Origin of the sequence: Nocardiopsis synnemataformans (assembly GCF_965343085.1) — a bacterium.
GTDB lineage: Bacteria > Actinomycetota > Actinomycetes > Streptosporangiales > Streptosporangiaceae > Nocardiopsis > Nocardiopsis alborubida.
This window is the reverse complement of record NZ_CBDRFA010000065.1, coordinates 22,262-43,818: the sequence shown is the minus strand read 5'-3', so window position 1 is coordinate 43,818 and position 21,557 is coordinate 22,262. Positions and strand designations below refer to the sequence as shown.

Genomic DNA, 21,557 nt, shown 5'->3' with positions numbered 1-21,557 from the left:
GTACAACGTACCCAGAAACCAGGAGGCTCCCGTGGGGTCATCGGAACCAGCGGTCCTGACCAGTGGTCTGACCAAGCGGTACGGGGAGAAGCTCGCCCTCGACGGGGTGGACCTCGCGGTGCCACGCGGTTCGGTCCACGGACTGCTCGGTCCCAACGGTGCGGGGAAGACGACGACGGTGCGCATCCTCGCCACGCTCACCAGAGGCGACGCCGGGAAGGCGTCGGTCGCCGGTTACGACGTGCGCGCCCAGCCGCGAGAGGTCCGTGCGAGCATCGGCCTGGTCGGGCAGCAGACCGCCGTCGACGACCTCCTCAGCGCCCGGCAGAACCTCACCACCTTCGGACGGCTCTTCCGGCTGGACAAGGCAGCGGCCCGCCGTCGTGCCGACGAACTGCTGGAGCTCTTCGGGCTGGCGGACACCGCGAAGAGCTCGCCCAGGACCTTCTCCGGCGGGATGCGTCGCAGGCTGGACCTTGCAGCCAGCATGATCCTCGCCCCGGATGTGCTCTTCCTGGACGAACCGACCACCGGCCTGGACCCCGCGGGGCGGCGCGAGGTCTGGCAGGCGGTGCGCGAGCTCGCCGCGCAGGGCACCACCGTGCTGCTGACCACCCACTACCTCGACGAGGCCGACCAGCTCTGCGACCGGATCAGCGTCATCGACGAGGGCAGGAACTTCGTCGACGACACCCCGGCCGGGCTGAAGCGGCGGATCGGTGACGAACGGCTCGAGGTCGCCGTCGCGGATCCCGACGCGCTGCCCCAGGTCGCCGAGATCGTCGGCCGGGTGGCCGGCGTCGACGTGGCCCTCGCCGGGGGAAGCATCAGCGTCCCCGTCGCCGACGGCGTCCGCGCGCTGACCGAGGTCGCCGCCGAGGTCCGCCAGCGGGGCCTGGAGATCGTGGACATCGGGCTACGCCGGCCCACCCTCGACGAGGCCTTCCTCCACCTGACCGCACGGCTCGCCAAGGAGACCGCCCGATGAACGCCACCGACCCGACGTCCCCGCCCTTCCCGGCCTCCCGGATCCCCCCGTCGGACCCCGTCTCCCGTCTCGTCTGGGCCGTCAGGGACTGCTGGACGATCGTCGTGCAGGAGTTCACCCACCTGGCACGTCAGCCCTCCACCTTCGCCTGGCAGCTCGGTATGCCGGTGGTGATGGTGCTCATGTTCGTCTACGTCTTCGGCTCGGCCATGGACGTCACCGGGCAGGGCGCGGGCGAGGGGTACATCGACTACGCCATGCCCGGCATGTTCGCGATGATCATGGCTTTCGGGTTCATGAACACGGCGTTCTCCGTGACCCTGAACAAGGAGAAGGGGTTCATGGACCGTTTCCGGTCCATGCCCATGTCCCCGTCGGCCGTGGTGACCGGCCGCGGGGTCGCCGACATCATCCAGGCGGCGATCGACCTCGCGGTCATCGCGGGACTGGCGCTGATCATCGGCTGGCGTGCGGGCGGAAGCCCGGTCGAGACGCTGTCCGCCTTCGCACTGCTGCTGTGGCTGCGGCTCGCCCTGATCTTCGTGGGCATCTACCTGGGCCTGATGATCAGGAACACCGAGGTGGCGGGCTCCCTCTTCGCCGTCGCCTTCCCGCTCGGTTTCATCTCCTCGGTCTTCGCGCCCCCGGAGATGATGCCGGGCTGGCTCGGGGCCGTCGCGGCGTGGAACCCGGTGTCCTCGACGGCGAACGCGATCCGCGAGCTCTTCGCGACCCCCGGCGCGGGCGCCGGGGAGACGAGTTACTGGATCGACGGACACGCGATCGGCGGCGCACTCGTCTGGCCGGTCGTGATCATGCTGGTCTTCGTCCCGCTGGCGGTGCGGCAGTTCCGGAACCTGGGCAGGTAGTGCCGCCGAGGTGGCACCCGCGGCCCGGCCCCGGCGTCAACGCCGGGAGCGGCCGGTCCGCCCGATTCCTTCGGACGGACCGGCCGCTGTCCGGTCGGCTCCGGCACTCTCAGCCGAACCGGTTACGGTCGGCGGCTAGCCGGCGTAGGTCTCGAACTCGGCGACGCGCGGCGTGCCGTTCGAGCTGGTGATCTCGAAGTTGATCTTCCGCAGCGTCGTCGGGTCGACGTCGATGACACCCGCTCCGCTTCCGGTGGCCAGGACGTCACCGGTGTCGTGGTCGACGACCCGCCAGGAGCCGATGTTGCCCTCGGCTCCGGCCGCCTCACGGATGTTGATCGTGGACACCGTGGTGTTGGAGTCCCACTTGACCGAGATGCGACCGGTCGAGCCGCTCGGCGACCAGTAGGTGCCCATGTCACCGTCGACGACGTTCCCGTAGCTGGTCCCGCTGGCCTTGCCGGAACCGTCGGCGCCGGCCCCGCTGCTGAGGTTGGTCCCCTCGGGCGGGTCAGTCGGGTCCGGGTCCGGCGGGTCGGTCGGGTCCGGGTCCGGCGGGTCAGTCGGGTCCGGGTCCGGCGGGTCGGTGGGGTCGGGGTCCGGCGGGTTCTCCGCCTCGCAGTTGCCGTCCGAGACCTGGTTGCCCGTGTTCGCGCCCGCGATCTGGCCCAGCATCTCCGGCACGCACCCGGCGTCGTCGAGCTCGTAGGAGTAGGGGATGCTCACCGACGTGGTGGACTGGGGGTTGGGCCCGGCGGGGTAGTTCTCGTCGCCCTCGCTGGACCAGGTCACGTTGTCGAAGATGTTGCCCCCGACCTCCCAGGTACCCCTCTCGTCGGTGTAGAAGGTGCCCAGGACGTCCTTGGAGTCCTCGAAGTAGTTGTTCTCCACCTTCGCTCTGGCCCCGGCCCGGGAGTTGATCCCGGACTCGTGGAGCTCCGCGTAGTGGTTGTTGTACATGTGGCCTATGCCGCCGCGCAGCAGGGGCGCGCGCGAGTCGAGGTTCTCGAACCGGTTGTGGTGGTACGTGACGTAGCCGTTCGAGCGGTCGCTCTCGCTGGACCCGACCAGACCGCCGCGGCCGGAGTTGCGCAGGATGCTGTAGGAGAGGGTGACGTACTGGGTGTTGTTCTTCATGTCGAAGAGGCCGTCGTAGCCCTCCGACTCCCCGCCCGACGCCTCCAGGGTGACGTGGTCGACCCAGACGTTGCGGACTCCGCTCTCCATCCCGATGGCGTCGCCGCCGTTGGACGTGGGCGAGCCGGACTTCTTGACGTTCCGGACGGTCACGTTCTGGATGATGATGTTGCTGGAATCCCGGATATGGATGCCCAGCTGGTCGAACACGGCTCCGCTGCCGGTGCCGACGATCGTGACGTTGCTGATGTTCTTGAGCTCGATCACGTCGTCGGCGGTGTCACAGCTGTCGCCCGACACCTTGGAGGTGTTGCCGTGGTTGATGGTTCCCTCGACCTCGATGATGATCGGGGTGCTGGCGCTGGACCGGTTGCACAGGGCCTCGTGGATCTGGGTTCCGCTCGTGGCCCGTACCGTCTGTCCGCCCGCGCCGCCGGTGGTCCCGCCGTTCTGGGTCGCGTAACCCGTGGCGCTACCGGTCTGCGCCGAGGCCGAGGCCATCGGCAGGGCCAGACCGGCCGCCACCACGGTCGCGGCGGCCAGCGTCGACAGGAGTCGACGCGTGGTTGATCGTCTCACTGCTCACCCTTCGTAGTAGAGCACAAGCGTTGACGCGCTTTCCTCGAGAGTAGAGAAAGCGCTTTCCATGTCAAGGGGGGTTAGTGCAACCGTTTGCATGAAGGCTGAACGCCTCAACTACCTAACAGACCATGTGAACTGCGAATTCACTGTCATCCAACGGCGAAATCGGAACCGGGTACCTCTTAACGTGCAACCGGTTGGGGCGCCTCGCCGACGACACGACGGGCGGGAGGATGTTCTCGGGCTGACATCCGAACCATCCCGACGAGCCCGGAAACGACGAGATCCCGCTCGATCGGGAAGATCGGACGGGATCTCGTGGACCGCCTACGAGCCGACTCGCGAACCGGCCCTGAGTGCGTCGGGGTGCGTTGGCCTGAGGGGCGCGGGGGTCGTCCCCCAGAGGAAACGACGGAACGACCCGGTGATGCGGCCTCGAACCCCCCCGAGCAGGGTCGTCTCGAAGTCGAGTGGACCCTGGGCGAACCAACTACAACCCCCGGGGCGAAGCCCCACGAGGAAAGAGAGCCCCTCATCCACCCGGTCGATCACCGCGGCCCCGATCACAGGGGGGTACCTCGGGGGGTCCGGGGGGTCTCCCCCCGAAGGCGTCGCGGGCTGCGGCGAGGCGGCCTCGAACCCCCCGAGCAGCAGCCCGCGTCACGTGGGCGCGAAGGGACTCGAACCCCTGACCTATTGCTTGTAAGGCAATTGCTCTAACCAACTGAGCTACGCGCCCGTGCGTCGGACGAGATCATACCGCTTCGCCGGAATCGCCGCGCCTGGGTTCTCAGACCAGCTCGCGCAGCTGCCGCAGGTACTCGTCCACGTCACGGGGCTCGGAGAACCCCGTGAGGGTGGACCAGCGCACGACACCCCCCGCGTCGATCAGGAAGGTCCCCCGCCGCGCGGTGCCCCGCTTGGGGTCGAACACCCCGTAGGCCCGGGCCACGCCGCCGTGCGGCCAGAAGTCCGACAGCAGGGGGAACGGGAAGCCCTCCCGGTCGGACCAGGTGCGCAGGGCGAAGACGGAGTCCACCGACACCGCCAGGACCTCGGCGCCGAGCCCGGCGAACTCGGGGTGGCGCGCGCTCAGCTCGGCGAGCTCTCCCGAGCACACGCCCGAGAAGGCCAGCGGGTAGAAGACCAGCAGGACGGGGCGGCCCCGCACCGGGGAGGTGTCCTGGCCGTACTGGTCCTGGAGGGTGAAGTCGGGCGCGGGAGCGCCCACGGGGGCGGTCATGGTTCCCTTTCGTCGGCGGGCACTCCTCAGCGCCGCGCGCCCGCCTCTGGGACGCGCGGCACCGGATGCCTCACCCTTCGCGGGTGATGTCCGTCACCGCTTGGGAACGACCAGGCGCGTACCCGACCAGTCGGCGCCGATGCTGACTGCGCTGGTCTGGGAGAGGCCCGACGTCGACGCGGCCTCGGCGACCTCGTTGGGGGACACGTGCAGCTCACGCCCCGCCTTGGGCGTGAGCACCAGGATGGTCCCGCCGTCGGCGATGGTGGTCACCGTGTCCATCAGCGCGTCGGTGAGGTCCTCCTCCTCGTCGGACCGCCACCACAGCAGTGCCGCGTCGACGTCGCCGTCGTAGTCCTCGTCGACCAGCTCCTCACCGGTGAGTTCGGTGATGGATGCGCGCAGGTTCTCGTCGACGTCGTCGTCGAAGCCGAATTCCTGCACCACCTGACCCGGCTTGAATCCGAGTCGGTCAGCCAAGCCGCGTTCGCTCTGTGCCTGGCCCGCGGTCGCGCTCACGAAAGTTCTCCTCCACAGATGGTTTTTCTCAATCTTGCCTGCACGAAGCAGTTGTCACAACGATGCCGGGCTGTTTGCGCGCCCGTCACGTGGGTCCGCTGACCATCGCTGATGGCCTAGTTCACACGCTAGCGGCATGTTCCGTCAACGCGCTGCCAAACCTTCGCCGTCAGGACGAGAGGTAGGACAGGCGCACTCTCCGGTCGGGGTTGTCCACGTTGAGGTCCACCACGGCGATGGACTGCCACGTGCCCAGCTCGAGTCTTCCGCCGACGACCGGGACGGTGGTCTGGGGTGCGACGAAGGCGGGCATCACGTGCGACCTGCCGTGACCCCGCGAGCCGTGCCTGTGCCGCCACCGGTCGTCGGCGGGCAGCAGGTCGGCCAGTGAGGCGAGGAGGTCGTCGTCGGACCCCGCCCCGAGTTCGATGATCGCCACACCCGCCGTGGCGTGCGGGACGAAGACGTTGAGCAGTCCGTCCCCTCCGGTCTCGGCCACGAAGTCGCCGCACTGGCGGGTGATGTCGGTGACGCTCTCCGATCCACCGGTGTGCAGCTCCAGGATCTGTGTCCTCATAGCGCCACCTTCGCGCAGGCGCGGCGCTCGTGCAACCATCCCGGTCCCGGCTGTGGATGGCGCTCGGCCCCGCGAGGGTCCATACTCGTCCCCCACATGTGCGAACCTGGTCGAAGGGAGGCGAAACGGTGACTGCTTCTTTACTCCTGGGGCCCCTGCTCAGGCACCCGGGGGAGACCAGCGCCACGGTGTGGGTGGAGACGGACGCCCCCTGTGCTGTGCGTGTCGTGGTCGACGGCGCCGCCGAGGCGACCGCGCGGACCTTCACCGTGCACGGCCACCACTACGCCGTCTGCACGGTCGGGGGGCTGGCCCGGGGTGCGCGCCTGCCCTACGAGGTGTTCCTGGACGAGGACCGGGTCTGGCCGGAGCCGGACAGCCCCTTCCCGCCCAGCACCGTGCGCACCGTGGATCCGGAGGCGCCCACGCGGCTGCTGTACGGGTCCTGCCACACGCCCACCCACGACTCCCCCGAGGGCGTGGTCCGCTACGGCCCCGACATGCTGCGCGCCACGGCCCGGCGGCTGGCCCGCGAACCGGTCGGGGGCAACCTGGCGCTGCTGCTCATCGGCGACCAGGTCTACGCCGACGAGGTGCAGGAGTCGATGCTCGCGTTCCTGCGCGAGCGGCGCGCACGCGGGGGCGCCGACGACGACCCCGACGACGAGGTCGTCTACTACGACGAGTACGCCGAGCTGTACCGGCAGGCCTGGAATGACCCGCAGGTGCGGTGGCTGCTGTCCACCGTGCCGACCCTGATGGTCTTCGACGACCACGACGTCCGCGACGACTGGAACACCTCGGCCGCCTGGCGGCGCGCCATGGACCGGCGCCCCTGGTGGCGCAGGCGCATCACCAGCGGCCTGGGCTCCTACTGGGTGTACCAGCACCTGGGCAACCTCTCCGAGCAGGAGAGGGACGAGAACCGGCTGTGGAAGCGGGTGCGCGACGCCGACGGCGACGCCGGGGACCTGGTCGACGCCTTCGCCTGGCGGGCCCACAACGAGCCGTCGAGCTACCAGTGGGGGCACCACCACGACTTCGGCGGGGTCCGGCTGATAATGGTCGACACCCGCTGCTCCCGCGCCCTGGGCGAGGGCGACACCTCCGACGGGTCCAGGTCGATCCTGGGGCCCCAGGGCCACGACTGGCTGGACGGGCACCTGACCGGCGGACCGGACCACGTCGTGGTCGCCTCGACCGTCCCGGTGCTGCTGCCCCCGGCCGTGCACCGGCTGGAGGCCTGGAACGAGGCGGTGTGCGCGGGCGCCTGGGGGCGGTGGCTGAGCGGGCCCGCCGAGCGGCTGCGCCAGGACATCGACCTGGAGCACTGGGCCGCCTTCCAGTACTCCTTCCGCCGCCTGTCCGACGCCGTGGGAGAGCTGGCGCGGGGCGAACGGGGCCCGGAACCGGCCACCGTGCTGTTCCTGGGCGGGGACGTGCACTTCTCCTACCTGGCGCGCGCCCGTCACCGCGGGGGCGGCACGAGCCGGGTGACCCAGCTGGTCTCCTCCCCGCTGTGCAACCAGGCCCCGACGAGCATGCGCCGCATGGTCCGGCTGTCGGTGAGCCGCCCGCTGCGCGCGATCGGGTGGCTGCTGACGCGGCTGGCGCGGGTCCCCGAGCCCGATCTGAGCTGGGACCTGGGGTCGGCCCCCTACTTCGGCAACACCCTGGGCGAGGTCGACTTCGACGGGCGCGGGGCGCGGGCCTCCTGGTACCACTGCGCCCGGGGCGGGGGCGATGCGCTGCCCGACGTGCGCATGACCGCGGACCTCTGAGCCCCTGGCCCCGTGTCCGGCCCCTCGTCCGGAGCGGGCGCGGAACGCCGCCGGGGGCGCCGCGGGTCAGGGCTGACCGGCGGCGCCCCCGGACGGGTCAGGGCTTGTCGGGACAGGTCAGGGCTTGTTGGGCGTCGGGCGCCGGCTGGGCTGGGCGCCGCGCCGGGGCTTGCGCACCGAGAGCCCGAGGGCTCCGCTGCCCTGCTCCAGGATGTGGCGGGCCCGGTTCACCGTGCCGCGGGGCGTGCGGGCGGGGGCGCCCTCCGCCCTGGCGTCGTCCTCCCCGTCGCCCTCGGTCTTGGCGTCCCCGTCCAGGTGGAACATCGCCCGGGTCGGCCGGACCTCCCTGCCGCACTCCCCGTCCCCCGACGGGGCGCCCAGGTGCGGCAGGACCTCGGTCGGCTTCTCCTCGTCGGTGCCCGGGGACGCCTTCGGGCGCCCGGACTCCAGGTGCGGGAGCACGTCGGTGGCCTCCTGGTCCACCGGCCGGATGGGCCGGGTGCGCTCCGTGGCGGCCGGATCGGCGGCGGTGTCGCGCACCTGCTCGTTCTCCTCGCGCACGGCCTCCTTCCAGGCCCGCTCCTCCTCCGACTTGCGCCGGTCCTGCCGTGCGTTCTCGGCCCGCCAGGAGCGCCAGTTGCGCACCGCGGGGGTGATGACCGGCCAGGTCACCTTCGCCGGGCGCGACAGCGCGTGCCACAGGTAGGCGGTGGTGCCCCACGCCTCCATGGCCCGGCGCGCCTTGGTGATGGTGAAGAAGGTGGGCAGGGCCAGCAGCAGCTGCGGCCAGGCCAGCGCCAACGCGGCGAACAGCGGGTACATGCCCCCGCCGATCACCGCCGCGGCCGCGCCGATCACCACCGGGACCAGGGCCAGCGTGATGCGCAGCCCGGTGAACTGGCGGAAGCGGTGCAGCGAGCGGCGCGCGGAGACCTGCGGCACCAACCCCTCGGGAAGGGGTGTGGGCTGCACGACCAGCGCGAGCAGCATCGTCCCCACGCCCACGCTGGCGGCCAGCAGTATCGTCCACCCCGAGGCGGCCAGTTCGCCGCCGACCAGCAGGTGGACCACGCCCAGCACGGGCAGCGGCGCGGGGAGCCAGAACAGCGCCCGTCTGCGCAGCTCACCCTCCTGAGTGGGCGCGAGAACGTAATCGATCATCGGACGGAAGAGCCGGGACCCTATCCTCGGTCGCTCGACCACAGCGTTGACCCCCCAAGAACGTCGTGACGGGGCGGTGCGGGGACCTCCGCCCGAGGATGACGCAGCCTCAACGGTCCCGTCGGCAACCCGCCCACCACAAAGCTATCCCTTTTCATGTGGTCCCCGGGCGTACACAACCAGTTACCGACATACCCGGCTCTGGTGAAACTTCCATAAGGGGACGGACATGGCAGGCAACGATCGGGGTACGCGACGGGTTCCCGCCGCCGTGCCGCGACCGGAACCGGCCGTCCCCGCCCGCGGGGGGTCAGACCCCTCGGAAAAGCCACTACATCCTCACAGTCAGGCGTCGTGGGTCCGCGCGAGCCGCCCGAGGGCGACCGCCACGCGCAGGACGAAGGAGCCGCGCCCGTCGGAGGGCGTGCGCCCGGTGAGCTCGGCGATGCGACTGAGCCGGTAGCGGACCGTGTTGGGGTGCACGAACAGCATCCGCGCGGTGGCCTCCAGCGACGAGGCGTGCTCCAGGTACACCGACAGCGTGTCCAGCAGCGGCGACCCCGCGCCCAGCAGGGGCACGTACACCTCCTCGACCAGCTGCCTGCGGGCCTCGGCCTCGCCCTGGAGCGCGCGTTCGGGCAGCAGGTCGTCGGCGAGCACCGGGCGCGGCGCGTCCGGCCAGGCCACGGCGGCCCGCAGCCCGTTGACCGCGGCGCGCAGCGAGGCCCCCGCGGCCCGCAGGTCGGGAACGGCCGGCCCCACCACCACCGGGCCCGAGCCGAAGAGCCCGGCCAGCGGTTCGGCCGCGGCCGCGGGCAGGTCCTCCGCCGGGTAGCGGTCCCCCACCCCGATCACCACGACCACGCGGCGGCCCTGCATCCCGGCCAGCACGTCGTGGCCGAGGCGGCGCGCGGCCGAGCGCAGGTCGTCCAGGACCTTGCCGCCGTCGTCGTCGCCGACCTCCCCGACCACCGCGACGACCGGGGTGTGCGACCAGCTCAGCGCCGAACCCCAGGTCTGGAGGCCGTCCTCCTGGTCGCCGTGCAGCAGGGCGTCAACGATCAGGGCCTCCAGACGCGCGTCCCACGCGCCACGCGCCTCGGCGGCGCGCGCGTAGACCTTCGCGGAGCTGAAGGCCACCTCGCGCGTGTAGCGCAGCACGGCCTCACGCAGCTGCTGGGCGCCACCGGGCGCGGCCAGCTCCTCCACCTGGCCCTCGACCACGTCGATGACCACGCGGATCATGTCGACGGTCTGCTGGAGGGAGACCGAGCGCGTGAGCTCGCGCGGCGCGGTGCCGAAGACCTCGACGGTGATGGCCGGGCGGCCGCGCACCGGGTTGCGGAACCAGTCGACGAAGGCGGCCACCCCGGACTGGGCGACCAGGCCGATCCACGAGCGGTCCTCGGCCGACATCCGGCGGAACCAGCCGAGGCGCTGTTCCATGCGCGCCACGGCGGCCGTGCCGAGCGCGCCCATGGAGCGCTCCAGGCGGCGCACGGTCTCGGCGCGGACGCGTTCCTGCTCCGTGGGGACGGACATGTCCGCGCCCTCCGGGGCTGCCGTGGTGCCCTGGTCGTCCGGGGTCTGGTGGGGTTCGGTGTTCACCTCTCCAGGTTCGCATCCCGCGACACCCGCCCGACGGGCCGCCCCGCGTCCGCGGCGGACGAGGACCGCTGGCGTCACCGGGCGCACGCGCAGCGTACCGTCGAAGGGTGACCTCTCCCACCGGTTCCGGGCCCGTGGACGCACGTTCGGCACCGTTTTGTGGAGTCCCAACAAACGGTGTCGAGTAAGTTCGTGCTCCTCCCCCTCTGACCGGTGATCTCCTACAGGGCAAGGTTGATGTCGTGCTTGTAATCGTTGCTCCCGGCCAAGGCGCCCAGGTTCCCGGCTTCCTCTCCCCGTGGCTCGAACTGCCCGGTGTCTCCGCGCAGGTCGAGGCGTGGTCCGAGGTGGCCGAGCTGGACCTGGTGCGCTACGGCACCACCGCGGACGCGGACGAGATCCGCGACACAGCGGTCGCCCAACCCCTGCTGGTCGGGGCCGGCCTCATCGCGGCCTCCGCCGTGCTCGGCCCCCTGTCGGCACCCTCCCCCGCGCTGCCCGCCGAGGGCGCGCTGCTGGACGCCGTCGCGGGTCACAGCGTCGGTGAGTTCACGGCCGCCGTGATCGCCGGGGTCCTGTCCCCCAAGGACGCCCTGGGATTGGTCGCCGAGCGCGGCCGGGGCATGGCCGACGCCGCGGGGCGGACCGAGACCGGAATGACCGCCGTGCTCGGCGGCGACCGCGAGCAGGTGCTGGCGGCGATCGCCGCCGCCGGACTGACCGCGGCCAACGACAACGGCTCCGGCCAGATCGTGGCCGCCGGTACCACCGCGCAGCTCGCGGCCTTCGCCGAGAACCCGCCCGAGCGGGCGCGACTGCGCTCCCTGCCGGTCGCGGGCGCCTTCCACACCGAGCACATGGCCCCGGCCGTGGAGCGGGTGCGGGAGGCCGCGGCCCTCCTGTCCCCCTCCGACCCCACGGTGCGTCTGCTCTCCAACGCCGACGGCGCCGTGGTCGAGAGCGGACCCGAGTACCTGGAGCGCCTCATCACCCAGGTCTCCTCCCCGGTCCGCTGGGACGCGTGCACGCAGACCCTGGCCGGCCTGGGCGTGACCGCGATGATCGAGCTCACCCCGGCGGGCACGCTCACCGGCCTGGCCAAGCGCGCGCTGCGCGGGGTCGAGCTCCTCGCGGTCAAGACCCCCGACGACCTCGACCGCGCCGGCGCCCTCGTCAAGGAGCACGCCGGGAACCCCGCGGCCACCGACCAGGAAGGCTAACCATGTTCAGCTCCCCGAGAGCTCCCGGAGGCGCGATGATCACCGCCTTCGGCGAGTACCAGCCCTCCCGGGTCATGACCAACGCCGACCTCGAAGAGCGCGTCGACACCAGCGACGAGTGGATCCAGAGCCGCGTGGGCATCCGGGAGCGGCGCATCGCGGGCCCCGAGGACACCGTGACCAGCATGGCCGTGGCGGCGGGCGGCAAGGCCCTGGCCGCCGGCGGCCTGTCCCCCGAGGACGTCGACCTGGTGATCGTGGCCACCTGCACCGTGCAGGACCAGATCCCCAACACGGCCGCCACCGTCGCCGCCAGGTTGGGCATCACCGCCCCGGGCGCCTTCGACCTCAACGCCGCCTGCGCGGGCTTCTGCTACGCCCTGGGCGTGGCCTCGGACATGGTCCGCGGCGGCAGCTCCCGCAACGTGCTGGTGATCGGCTCGGAGAAGCTCAGCGACTGGGTGGACTGGGACGACCGCGGCACCTGTGTGATCTTCGCCGACGGCGCCGGGGCCGCGATCGTCTCCGCGTCCGAGGAGCAGGGCGTCGGCCCCGTGGTGTGGGGTTCCTCCGGCGAGCGGGCCGACAAGATCCACCTGCGCGAGGGCAAGTACCTGTGGCAGGAGGGCCAGGCGGTCTTCCGCTGGACCACCACCGAGCTGTACAAGGTCGCCCTGGAGGCCATGGAGAGGGCGGGTGTGGAGCCCTCGGAGCTGACCGCCTTCGTCCCCCACCAGGCCAACCTGCGTATCGTGGAAGCCATCGCCAAGAAGCTGGGCGCGCCCCAGGCACTCGTGGCCCGCGATATCGTCACCGCTGGCAACACCTCCTCCGCGTCCATCCCCCTCGCGCTCTCGCGGATGATCGGACGCGGGGAGCTGCCGTCGGGGAGCACCGTACTCACCCTGGGCTTCGGAGCGGGGCTGGTCTACGCCGCCCAGGTGATCCGCATTCCCTGATCACCCGCCCGAACCCGCGGTCACACCACGCCAGTCGGGTCCGCGAGTCCGCGGCTCACGTGGTGTCCCTGAGCCGACACGAATCACCGAGCAAGGAGAAAGACGACATGGCCCAGCACAGCGAGCAGGAGATCCTGAAGGGCCTCGGCGAGATCATCGAGGAGATCGTCGGGACCGAGCCCTCCGAGGTCACCCCGGACAAGAGCTTCGTCGACGACCTGGACATCGACTCGCTGTCCATGGTGGAGATCGCCGTCGCCGCCCAGGACAAGTTCGGCGTGGAGATCCCGGACGACCAGCTCAAGGACCTCAAGACGGTCCAGGACGTCATCAACTTCATCCAGAAGTAGAACCGTTCGGGGCGGCGGGGCACACCCCGTCCCGCCGCCCGACCCACCGTCACGACCGGCTTCCCCTCACATTCGCCAACGCCCCGGCCCGCAGCCGGGAACGACCCACGAGAAGGGCGATCGGATCATGTCCAAGACCGATGTCGTCGTCACCGGCCTCGGCGCCACCACCCCCCTCGGGGGTGACGTCGCGACCACATGGTCCGCGCTCCTCGACGGCCGCTCCGGCATCAGCATGCTGCCGGAGGAGTGGCACGAGAAGCTCCCGGTGCACTTCGCCGGCCAGATCGCGCAGGAACCCTCCGAGAAGCTTCCCAGGCCGCGCCTGCGCCGCCTGGACCGCACGCAGCAGTTCGCGCTGATCGCCGCGCAGGAGGCCTGGCAGGACGCCGGCTCCCCCGAGGTGGACCCGATCCGCCTGGGCGTGGTGGTCTCCAGCGGGATCGGCGGCATCCTCACCATCCTGGAGCAGTACGACACCTTCCGTGAGAAGGGCTGGAAGCGGGTCTCCCCCTTCACCGTGCCCATGCTCATGCCCAACAGCCCCGCCGCCGCGATCAGCCTGGAGTACACCGCCCGGGCCGGTTCGCACGTGCCGGTGAGCGCCTGCGCCTCCAGCGCCGAGGCCATCGCCAACGGCGTGGACATGATCCGCTCCGGCCGCGCCGACGTGGTGATCGCGGGCGGCACCGAGGCCGCGATCCACCCGCTCAACATCGCCTCGTTCGCGTCCATGCGCGCGCTGTCCACGCGCAACGACGACCCGCAGCACGCCTCCCGCCCCTGGGACAAGGACCGCGACGGCTTCGTCATGGGCGAGGGCGCGGGCATCCTCATCCTGGAGTCGGCCGAGCACGCCGCCCGCCGGGGCGCCCGCGTGTACGCGCACGCCTCGGGCGTGGGCTACACCAACGACGCCTACGACATCGTCCAGCCCGAGCCGGAGGGCACCGGCCAGGCCCGCGCCATCACCCAGGCCCTGGCCGACGCCGAACTCACCCCCGAGGACGTCGTGCACGTCAACGCGCACGCCACCTCCACCCCGGCCGGGGACGTGGGCGAGACCCGCGCGATCCGCACCGCGCTGGGCGACTCCGTCGCCGACCGCGTCGCGGTGACCTCCACCAAGTCCATGACCGGCCACCTGCTGGGCGGCGCGGGCGCCGTGGAGTCGATCGCGACCATCCTGGCGCTGCACGACGGGCGCATCCCGCCGACCATCAACATCGAGGAGCTCGACCCGGGCGTGGCCGTGGACATCGTCCGTGACAAGCCCCGGGACATGCCCGCGGGCGACGTGGCGGCCATCAACGAGTCCTTCGGGTTCGGCGGCCACAACATCGCGGTGGTCTTCCGCCGCGCCTGACCCCTCGCCGGACGCGGCCTCCGCGTCGGCGAACCCCGCACCGCCCGCCGGGCCTGTCCCGGCGGGCGGTGTCGTGTGCGTACCGGGCGACGCCGCGTGCGGATCCCGTCCCGGGACAGCCTGGACGGCCCCGGGACGGGTCCGCGCACGTCCGGGAAAGCGCCCCTCACCGTCGGTACGCGGTTGCCTCCAGATGTGAACGCCGCCGAGCCGCCCTCCCTACACCCCGGTGAAGGTGAGGGGAACAGCCGAGGACAAGTCTTCAGGTGGGACCGATTCGGGGTCACCATGAGGACTGTGACTGCGCTGCATCCCCAACACACTCCCACGGCGCATCCGGACGGGCCGGGTGCGGTGGCCCGCCGTGCTCCGGGCGCCCCCGGCTACCAGCCCGTCGTCGACCTGGACTCGGGGACCGTGGTGGCCGTGGAGGTCACCGCCTCCCCGCCGCCCACCGCGCGGGGCTCCTACGCGGAGGTGTCCCCCCAGGAGGAGTCGGCCGTGGCCGAGTGGCTTCTGGCCCTGGTCCGGGAGACCGCCGTGTCCGAGAGCCTGCTGCCGATGGTCCTGCCGCTGCCCGCGCGGATCCTGGCCGGGGAGGGGTTCGCCCCCCTGGTGGAGAGCCTGTTGCGCCGTGCGGGCCGTCGGCCGCGCGACATCACCTTCATGCTCAGTCCGGACATGGCCGAGCTGGCGCGCAGGACCGTGGTGGCGGGGGTCTCCCGGCTGCGCGCGGCGGGTTTCCGGTGCGGGTTCGGGACGGCGATGGTGCGCCCGGACCTGGTGGTGGAGGCCGCGCCGTTCCTGATGCGGATCGACCCGGCGATCGTGTCCGGCGTGGCCGGGGACCAGCGGCACGCCACCGTGGTGGAGGGCCTGGCGCGGATCGGCCGGGGCAGCGGCGTGTACGCGCTGGCCTCGGGCGTGGGCACCGCCGAGGACGTGGTGCGGCTGCGCCGCTGCGGGATACGCGTGGGCACGGGGCCGTTCTTCGCCGACCGCGCGTGGCGGCCCGGCGAGCGGGTGACCCCGGTGCCCGAGCCGAGCACCGGACAGGACGGGGAGGAGGACTCCGGGCCCCGGGTCACCGAGTTCATGGTGCCGCCCGTGGGGCTGGACTCCGACGCGACCGCGGAGCAGGTGCTGGAGTCCTTCACCGGGGACCCGGCGCTGAACAGCGTCATCCTCATCGACCACCGGGACCGCCCGGTCGGGGTCGTCGACCGCACGCGCTTCCTGTTGTCGGTGACGGGCCGCTACGGGCACGCCCTGCACGCCAAGCGTCCGGCGCTGCGGCTGGCCGAGCCCCCACGCACGGTCCCGGCGTGGATGTCGGCGCTGGCGGCGCTGCGGGTGGCGGGCCAGGACACCGAGCGGATCTACGACGACCTGATCGCCACCAACTCCTACGGCCAGTGCCTGGGCGTGGTGCACATCAGCGACCTCATCCAGTCCCTGTCGCGCAGCTGAGCGCCACGACGCATGCGGTTCCCGCACCGGGTCCGGTGCGGGAACCGCCGCACGGCGGCGGGCGGGCGGGTCAGTCCACCGGGTCGGGGCCCTTGGCGCCCGAGGGACTGCGGGTGGGCTCGCTCTCGGTGGGGTCGAAGCCGTTGTAGGCGCCCTCCCGGGCCTTGCCCTCCTCGATGCTCCTGGCGATCCGGGACCGGGTGTCCTCGTCGTGCAGGTAGTCCAGCTCGGGGCGCTTGGGCAGGCGGCCGTCCCCGGAGGAGCGGCCCATGGCGCGGCGGCGCAGCCACGGCCCCAGGTGCTGGCGGGCCCAGCGGCGGTTCTCCCTGCGGCGCAGGATGCGGGGCAGCTGCCGGGGCGGGGTGGTCCACGGGTCGGTCCAGGACTCGGGCGGCCCCATGGGGAAGCCGAGCAGGTCGGCCACGCGCGCGGCGACGATCTGGTGGCCCGCGCCGTTGGGGTGCAGGCGGTCCTCGCTCCAGGCGCGGGGATCGTTCAGGGCGTTGAGCGCCCACAGGTCGACGATCTCGGTGCCGGTGCGCTCGGCGACGGCGCGCATGTGCATGCTGAACACGGCGATGCGGCCGCGGTAGTAGCGCAGGACCGGGATCCACCCGGTGTCGTGGCCGGCCAGGATCACCACGCGGATTCCGGCGTCGCGCAGCTGGCGGATGCCCCACTCGAAGTGCTCGGCCAGCCGGTCGAGGTCGCCTCCGGGGCGCAGGACGTCGTTGCCCCCGGCCAGGACGGTGACCAGGTCGGGTTTCCAGGCCAGCGTCTGGTCGAGCTGCTCACCGAAGATGTGGCGCATCCGGCGTCCGCGCACGCCCAGGTTGGCGTAGCGGAAGTCGGGGGTCACCGTGGCCAGGTGCTCCGCCAGTCGGTCGGCGAAGCCCCGGTACTCTCCGTCCGGGCCGCTGTCGTCTTCCATCCCCTCGGTGATGCTGTCGCCGATCGCCACGTAGGACCGGATGGGGTCCGGTCTGTGGGGCCGAACGGCCGCTGGGGGATTCGTCTCAAGGTCTGTCACGTCAACCAATCATCCGGCTCGACCGTCCCACGCCTGCGCGCGCCGAGGGTGCGCGGGTACGGCATTCGCGGTGTCGGGCCGCGGTCTGGCCACCACCCGTGTCCGAACACCGTCGCCCCCTGTCGGCCACCGGGCGCGGCCGTCCGGCCGGAAGGTCGCCCGGGCGGGGGACAGTGCCCGTCCAGCATACCCGCGGCCGACGACAGGGCGCCTGGGACGGAGTGTGTCGGCACACCCCGCCACGCTCCATCCTTCCCGGACGGGTCGCGCGCGCCCGTTGCGCGCGGAGGACGCCCATGTGAAGGCGCCGTGAATACCAACGACCGGTTGGCCCGGGAAGAACCCAAGGTCCGATATGAGGTAACTCACACGTCCACGCAGGTACGAACGCCGGAACGCCCTCGTCACGGTCATCACACAGCGCAGTCACGGACCGGTCGCGGCGGACCTGGCACGCCCGGGGGTACCCATGTGGCCTCAGGGGCCGTACGATCTCGGAGGAGTGCTCACGGCACCCCTGTCCCCCGGCCCGCCGTGCCCGCCCGTGGCACACGGACCGGCCTCCCGTCCGGCCTCCACTCGGGTGAGGGGCGCGTACTGTGGTGCATCGAACCGAAGGCCCGTGCGGTTCCTCCCCAATTCACGTGCAGACACCAGGAGGTCGAGGTCCCCAGCGGATGAACGCCGTCTCTCCGATCTGCCTCGTCGACCTCGCGCCCGCACTGCGGTGGTCGAGGTCGCCGGACGTGGCACCCCTGCTCCACCACGACCGCCTGATCGACGGCTGGTGGCACTCGCTACCCGTCGCACGCGTCCTGGACATCGCGGGACCGCCCTGGCTCGCGCACGGCATCGCCCGCCTGGCGCTGGAGCAGTGGTCACACCTGCCGCTGGCCGAGTTCCTGCCGAGTCTGCGCACCCAGCTGGTGGACTGCTCCGACCTCTCCGAGCCCGTGCGCGGCGCGGTCGTGGCCACCGCCGGGGACTGGGAGCGCCTCATCTCCACGAGTCCGCAGGAGATCGGCGCGTGGCCGCTCGCCGACTGCGACCCCATGGACATCCTGAGCACGGTGGCCTGGCGGGCGCTACAGCCCTGCTGTGAGCTTCCCGGAGGCCCCACTCCCTCCCCCGCCCTGATGATGGAGGCCGTGCGCACCATCGCCCACTGGCTGCCCGACTCCGCCCCCGAGCACGTGCACAGCGCGTTGGAGTACCTCACCGCCGCCACGGGCTCCGGGACGGGGGCCGAGGGCTCCGGGCACGCGGCGCCGCCGCAGACCCCGGCGACCCGCGCGATCCGCACCCTGCGGGCTCTGCGCGCCCAGCGCGGCGAGGGGGCCGAGTCCTCCGGCGCCCCGCTCCGGGAGCAGGCGGCCACGGCCATGGTCAGCTCGGCCGCGATGATCCCCGGCTCCGCCCTGCACACCGAGGCCGTGGGCGGCGACGGCGCGCACAGCGAGGGCGCGGGCGACCTTCGCTCCCAGTTCCGCAGCTCCCTGCTGGGCCCCGGGCGCACCCTGCGCCGCCCCAGCTTCGGTCCGCCCAAGGCCATGCGTCCCGACCACGCCGAGGAGCGTCCCCCCGCCCCGGCGCTGGGTCAGCACCCCCTGGTGGACCTGGTCGAGGAGATGTTCCGCTCCTGGCCGGAGCTGGAGCGCACGGTGGCCGCCGAGCGCCTGTTCGCCACCGACCCCATCAGCATCCGCGTGCTCTCGGAGCAGATCGCGGTGGACGTCACCGAGATCCGCTCCGCCCAGCGCAAGGTGGAGGAGCGCCTGCTGCGCTGGCTCAACGCCCCCGAGGGTGCCGCGGTCACCAAGCACCTGCGCGAGCTGTCCGAGCAGCTGGGCGCGGCGACCACCATCGACCGCCTGATCAACGCCCACCCCGACCACCCGGTGGACGTGCCCACCCTCAACACGCCGCTGTGGCGGGTGATCATCACCCTGTTCACCGACCGGCGCATGCACAACGGCTGGCTGATCGCCGACGACCCCAACCGGCTGCGCTGGCAGACCCGCGAGCTGCTGGACGACGCCCCCAGCATGACCGAGGCCGGGATCCGGCTCAGCCGGATCGGCATCCGCCAGCAGGAGCTGCGCGCCTGGCTGTTGAGCACCCCCGGGGTGAGCCTGCGGGACGGGCACGTGTTCACGGACCCGTCGGTGCCCGTGGAGATGCCGACCAACCACCCTGGCCACACCGCCCCGGAGGACTCGGGGGCCACCACCGAGAACGGGCTGCCCATCCGGCGGCGCATGGACGCACAGCCGTCCGCGGCCCCGGACGAGCCCGCCCCCGCCCACCAGCACAGACCCGGGCCCGAGCAGGCTCCCGCGGCCTTCGGTACCGCCGCCCTGGACCCGCACCGCGTCGTGCCGCTGGGCCCGGCGCCCGGACAGGCCCACGGCCTGCCGCCCACGCCGCCCGCTTCTCCCTCGCGGCCCGGTGCGAGCGACCCGGCCATGGCGGCCCGCTGCTTCCGCGCCCCCGACGGGCGCTGGTGGCACCGCATCGACATCACCGCCGACCACCTCAACGGCGCGCCCGTGGCCGTCCCCACCGGGTACGCCACCCACCTGGGGCTCCAGCCCGGACGGCTGCTGTGCCTGACCGCCCCGGGCGCGGACCTGCTGGTACTCGTCTGGCGCGACCAGCCGGCGTTCGACTCCCTGCGCCCCCTGCTGCGCCGCCAGGCCGCCCAGCCCGGCGACCGCGTCTTCATCACCGTGGCAGGCGACCGCCTGGACGCACGCAAGCTGCCCGCCACCGACCTGAGCGGCTACTCCCCCACGGCACGGGCGCTGCACCTGAGCGGCTACACCGCGCCGGCCTCCACCGAGGACGCCCTGAAGATCCTCTCCCGCCGGATCACCGACAGCGACGACGAGGCGTTCGCCGACCCCCAGTCGCTGGTCGACCTGCTGTCCCTGCGCGGCGACAACGACATCGCCGCGGAGCTGCGCGCGGGCATGTTCGCCGCGCACTAGGCACGCTCCTCCGGGCGGGCGGGACCACCACGGCCCCGGCCCCGCCCGGTATCCGGGGGCCGGCCCGTTCACCCCCGGCCGTCGAACCCCTCCCTCCCGAGCACCGGTGGCGGCGGCTTCAAGGTACCGGGGCCCTCTCCGCGTACGCTCCCCCCGCCCCGCCTCCGCCGCGTGCACCCCTGCGTCGTTACGGAGCGCGACATCGATGTCATGTTTCCCGTGCGAACGGGGCGTTACAACACGCCGAAGCCACACGAAGCTCCCATGAACACACGCAAAGGCAGGACAAAAAACACACAAAACCTAGAAGCGGCCTTCCGCGTGTGGTTGACTACGCAGCGCCCCCTTTCCGGGTGCGGTCCTACCCCTGCTTCACGACCACACTGAGGAGTTCCATGTCCACCGCGCTCTCACGAGGCAAGTCGCTCGCCCTCACCCTGGCCCTGGGCCTACTGCTCTCCCTCGGTCTCACGGTGGGCACCGCCGCCCCCGCCGCGGCCGCGGCCGCGGGCACCTTCCGCCTGTGCAACGTGTCCTCCAACTACACGGCCTACGCCGACTTCGGCAGCTTCACCACCTTCGTGGTCAGCCCCGGCCAGTGCACCAGCACCGGTCTCAACGCCTCCCGCACCTCCTACTCCGTGACGATCCGGGGGACCTGGGCCCACTCCCAGTACAAGACCACCACCCAGTACCGGATCCCCTCCGGCCGCAGCGTCGACTTCCACGCCGGTGGCAGCTTCGCCGCTCCCCAGTTCACTCCCCTCGTCTACTGACGGCCCCGGGCACCCCACCCACGCGAACGGGCCGGTCCCCGAGGGGTACCGGCCCGTTTCGCGCGGGCAGCGCGGGTCAGACGTTGAAGCCCAGCATGCGCAACTGGTCGCGCCCGTCGTCGGTGATCTTGTCCGGACCCCACGGCGGCATCCAGACCCAGTTGATCTTGACCTCGCGGCCGAACTCGTCCAGGGCCGAGACGGCCTGGTCCTCGATCACGTCGGTCAGGGGGCACGCCGCGCTGGTCAGGGTCATGTCCAGCGTGATCACCTGCTCCTCGGCGTTCACCCCGTACAGCAGGCCCAGGTCGACGACGTTCACGCCCAGCTCGGGGTCGATCACGTCCTTGAGCGCCTCGCTGATCTCCTCGACCAGCGCCTCCGCCTCCGGGGAGAGGGGAGCGCCCTCGATGGTCTCGGCGGCCTCGGTCGTTGTCGTCTCGTTCTCGCTCATCAGACGGCTTCCTTCTCCAGGGACTGCGACACGGCGTCCTTCCAGGCCATCCACCCCAGCAGGGCGCACTTGATCCGCGCGGGGTACTTGGACACGCCGACGAACGCCACGGCGTCCTCCAGCACGTCCTCGTCGGGCTCGCCCTTGCCCTTGGACTGCATCAGCTCGGTGAAGGCGTCCAGGGTGGTCATGCCCTCGGCGACGGTGCGGCCGATGAGCAGGTCGGTCAGCACGGAGGTGCTGGCCTGGCTGATCGAGCAGCCCATCCCGTCGTAGGAGACGTCGCTGACGACGGCCTCGCCGTCGAGCGCGTCGGAGCCCTCGGCGGGGGTGAGCGCCACCCGGAGCGTCACCTCGTCCCCGCAGGTGGGGTTGATGTGGTGCGCCTCCGCGTTGTGCGGATCGCGCAGGCCCTTGTGGTGCGGGTTGCGGTAGTGGTCCAGGATGATCTCCTGGTACATCACGTCCAACTGCATG

General features: G+C 71.9%; 19 protein-coding genes and 1 tRNA gene. 10 read left to right on the top strand and 10 right to left on the bottom strand.

Going from position 1 to position 21,557, the window contains the following annotated elements; all coding sequences use genetic code 11:
• Positions 1-31: 31 nt before the first annotated feature.
• Positions 32-988 (top strand): ATP-binding cassette domain-containing protein, encoded by a 957-nt coding sequence (locus tag ACSIH6_RS29280; RefSeq protein WP_435111554.1) that lies wholly within the window; start codon positions 32-34, stop codon positions 986-988.
• Positions 985-1,857, top strand: a complete 873-nt coding sequence (locus ACSIH6_RS29275; protein WP_435111553.1) for an ABC transporter permease — start codon at positions 985-987, stop codon at positions 1,855-1,857. Before ACSIH6_RS29280 ends, ACSIH6_RS29275 begins: the two co-directional genes overlap by 4 nt.
• Before the next feature lie 135 nt (positions 1,858-1,992).
• On the opposite strand, the gene ACSIH6_RS29270 is transcribed toward ACSIH6_RS29275, so the two are convergent.
• The 5 genes from ACSIH6_RS29270 to ACSIH6_RS29250 all read right to left on the bottom strand — a co-directional run bounded on the left by ACSIH6_RS29270 (position 1,993) and on the right by ACSIH6_RS29250 (position 5,915).
• The gene (locus ACSIH6_RS29270) at positions 1,993-3,573 is read right to left on the bottom strand and encodes a pectate lyase family protein (RefSeq protein WP_435111552.1); all 1,581 of its coding nucleotides are present in this window, start codon (positions 3,571-3,573) and stop codon (positions 1,993-1,995) included.
• A 668-nt stretch (positions 3,574-4,241) separates the two neighbouring features.
• Positions 4,242-4,315: transfer RNA gene (locus ACSIH6_RS29265), tRNA-Val, on the bottom strand.
• Between the two features lie 51 nt (positions 4,316-4,366).
• Positions 4,367-4,819 carry a peroxiredoxin gene (locus tag ACSIH6_RS29260; RefSeq protein ID WP_435111551.1) on the bottom strand — a complete coding sequence of 151 codons (453 nt, stop codon included), beginning with the start codon at positions 4,817-4,819 and terminating at the stop codon, positions 4,367-4,369.
• 93 nt (positions 4,820-4,912) lie between these two features.
• On the bottom strand, positions 4,913-5,338 hold the full coding sequence (locus ACSIH6_RS29255; protein WP_097634290.1) for a DUF3052 domain-containing protein: 426 nt from the start codon (positions 5,336-5,338) through the stop codon (positions 4,913-4,915).
• Positions 5,339-5,507: 169 nt separating this feature from the next.
• The gene (locus ACSIH6_RS29250; protein WP_061080050.1) at positions 5,508-5,915 is read right to left on the bottom strand and encodes a secondary thiamine-phosphate synthase enzyme YjbQ; all 408 of its coding nucleotides are present in this window, start codon (positions 5,913-5,915) and stop codon (positions 5,508-5,510) included.
• A 128-nt stretch (positions 5,916-6,043) separates the two neighbouring features.
• Here ACSIH6_RS29250 and ACSIH6_RS29245 point away from each other — a divergent pair, with 128 nt between their 5' ends.
• Positions 6,044-7,696, top strand: a complete 1,653-nt coding sequence (locus tag ACSIH6_RS29245; RefSeq protein WP_435111550.1) for an alkaline phosphatase D family protein — start codon at positions 6,044-6,046, stop codon at positions 7,694-7,696.
• Between the two features lie 117 nt (positions 7,697-7,813).
• On the opposite strand, the gene ACSIH6_RS29240 is transcribed toward ACSIH6_RS29245, so the two are convergent.
• Positions 7,814-8,857 (bottom strand): hypothetical protein, encoded by a 1,044-nt coding sequence (locus ACSIH6_RS29240; protein ID WP_435111549.1) that lies wholly within the window; start codon positions 8,855-8,857, stop codon positions 7,814-7,816.
• A 345-nt stretch (positions 8,858-9,202) separates the two neighbouring features.
• Positions 9,203-10,465 (bottom strand): PucR family transcriptional regulator, encoded by a 1,263-nt coding sequence (locus tag ACSIH6_RS29235; protein WP_435111548.1) that lies wholly within the window; start codon positions 10,463-10,465, stop codon positions 9,203-9,205.
• A gap of 242 nt (positions 10,466-10,707) precedes the next feature.
• On the opposite strand from ACSIH6_RS29235, the gene ACSIH6_RS29230 reads away from it, so the two are divergent.
• The 5 genes from ACSIH6_RS29230 (at position 10,708) to ACSIH6_RS29210 (ending at position 15,830) form a co-directional block, all read left to right on the top strand.
• Complete coding sequence (locus ACSIH6_RS29230; RefSeq protein WP_435111547.1) at positions 10,708-11,685, top strand: ACP S-malonyltransferase; 978 nt, start codon at positions 10,708-10,710, stop codon at positions 11,683-11,685.
• Positions 11,686-11,687: 2 nt separating this feature from the next.
• On the top strand, positions 11,688-12,644 hold the full coding sequence (locus ACSIH6_RS29225; RefSeq protein WP_435111546.1) for a beta-ketoacyl-ACP synthase III: 957 nt from the start codon (positions 11,688-11,690) through the stop codon (positions 12,642-12,644).
• A 107-nt stretch (positions 12,645-12,751) separates the two neighbouring features.
• Positions 12,752-12,994, top strand: a complete 243-nt coding sequence (locus ACSIH6_RS29220) for an acyl carrier protein (protein WP_017567578.1) — start codon at positions 12,752-12,754, stop codon at positions 12,992-12,994.
• Positions 12,995-13,121: 127 nt separating this feature from the next.
• On the top strand, positions 13,122-14,360 hold the full coding sequence (fabF, locus tag ACSIH6_RS29215; protein ID WP_435111545.1) for a beta-ketoacyl-ACP synthase II: 1,239 nt from the start codon (positions 13,122-13,124) through the stop codon (positions 14,358-14,360).
• Between the two features lie 288 nt (positions 14,361-14,648).
• Positions 14,649-15,830, top strand: a complete 1,182-nt coding sequence (locus tag ACSIH6_RS29210) for an EAL domain-containing protein (RefSeq protein ID WP_435111544.1) — start codon at positions 14,649-14,651, stop codon at positions 15,828-15,830.
• Positions 15,831-15,900: 70 nt separating this feature from the next.
• Here the strand turns inward: ACSIH6_RS29210 and ACSIH6_RS29205 are convergent, their stop codons facing one another.
• Positions 15,901-16,791 carry an SGNH/GDSL hydrolase family protein gene (locus tag ACSIH6_RS29205; protein ID WP_435111543.1) on the bottom strand — a complete coding sequence of 297 codons (891 nt, stop codon included), beginning with the start codon at positions 16,789-16,791 and terminating at the stop codon, positions 15,901-15,903.
• A gap of 746 nt (positions 16,792-17,537) precedes the next feature.
• Here ACSIH6_RS29205 and ACSIH6_RS29200 point away from each other — a divergent pair.
• Positions 17,538-19,850, top strand: coding sequence for a hypothetical protein (locus tag ACSIH6_RS29200; RefSeq protein WP_435111542.1), 2,313 nt, complete (start codon positions 17,538-17,540; stop codon positions 19,848-19,850).
• 395 nt (positions 19,851-20,245) lie between these two features.
• Entirely contained in the window at positions 20,246-20,626 is a 381-nt protein-coding gene (locus tag ACSIH6_RS29195; protein WP_435111541.1) for a hypothetical protein, read from the top strand.
• Positions 20,627-20,702: 76 nt separating this feature from the next.
• Here the strand turns inward: ACSIH6_RS29195 and ACSIH6_RS29190 are convergent, their stop codons facing one another.
• Positions 20,703-21,080, bottom strand: a complete 378-nt coding sequence (locus ACSIH6_RS29190; protein WP_435111540.1) for a metal-sulfur cluster assembly factor — start codon at positions 21,078-21,080, stop codon at positions 20,703-20,705.
• Positions 21,080-21,556, bottom strand: coding sequence for a Fe-S cluster assembly sulfur transfer protein SufU (sufU, locus tag ACSIH6_RS29185; RefSeq protein ID WP_435111539.1), 477 nt, complete (start codon positions 21,554-21,556; stop codon positions 21,080-21,082). Before sufU ends, ACSIH6_RS29190 begins: the two co-directional genes overlap by 1 nt.
• Position 21,557: the final 1 nt, after the last annotated feature.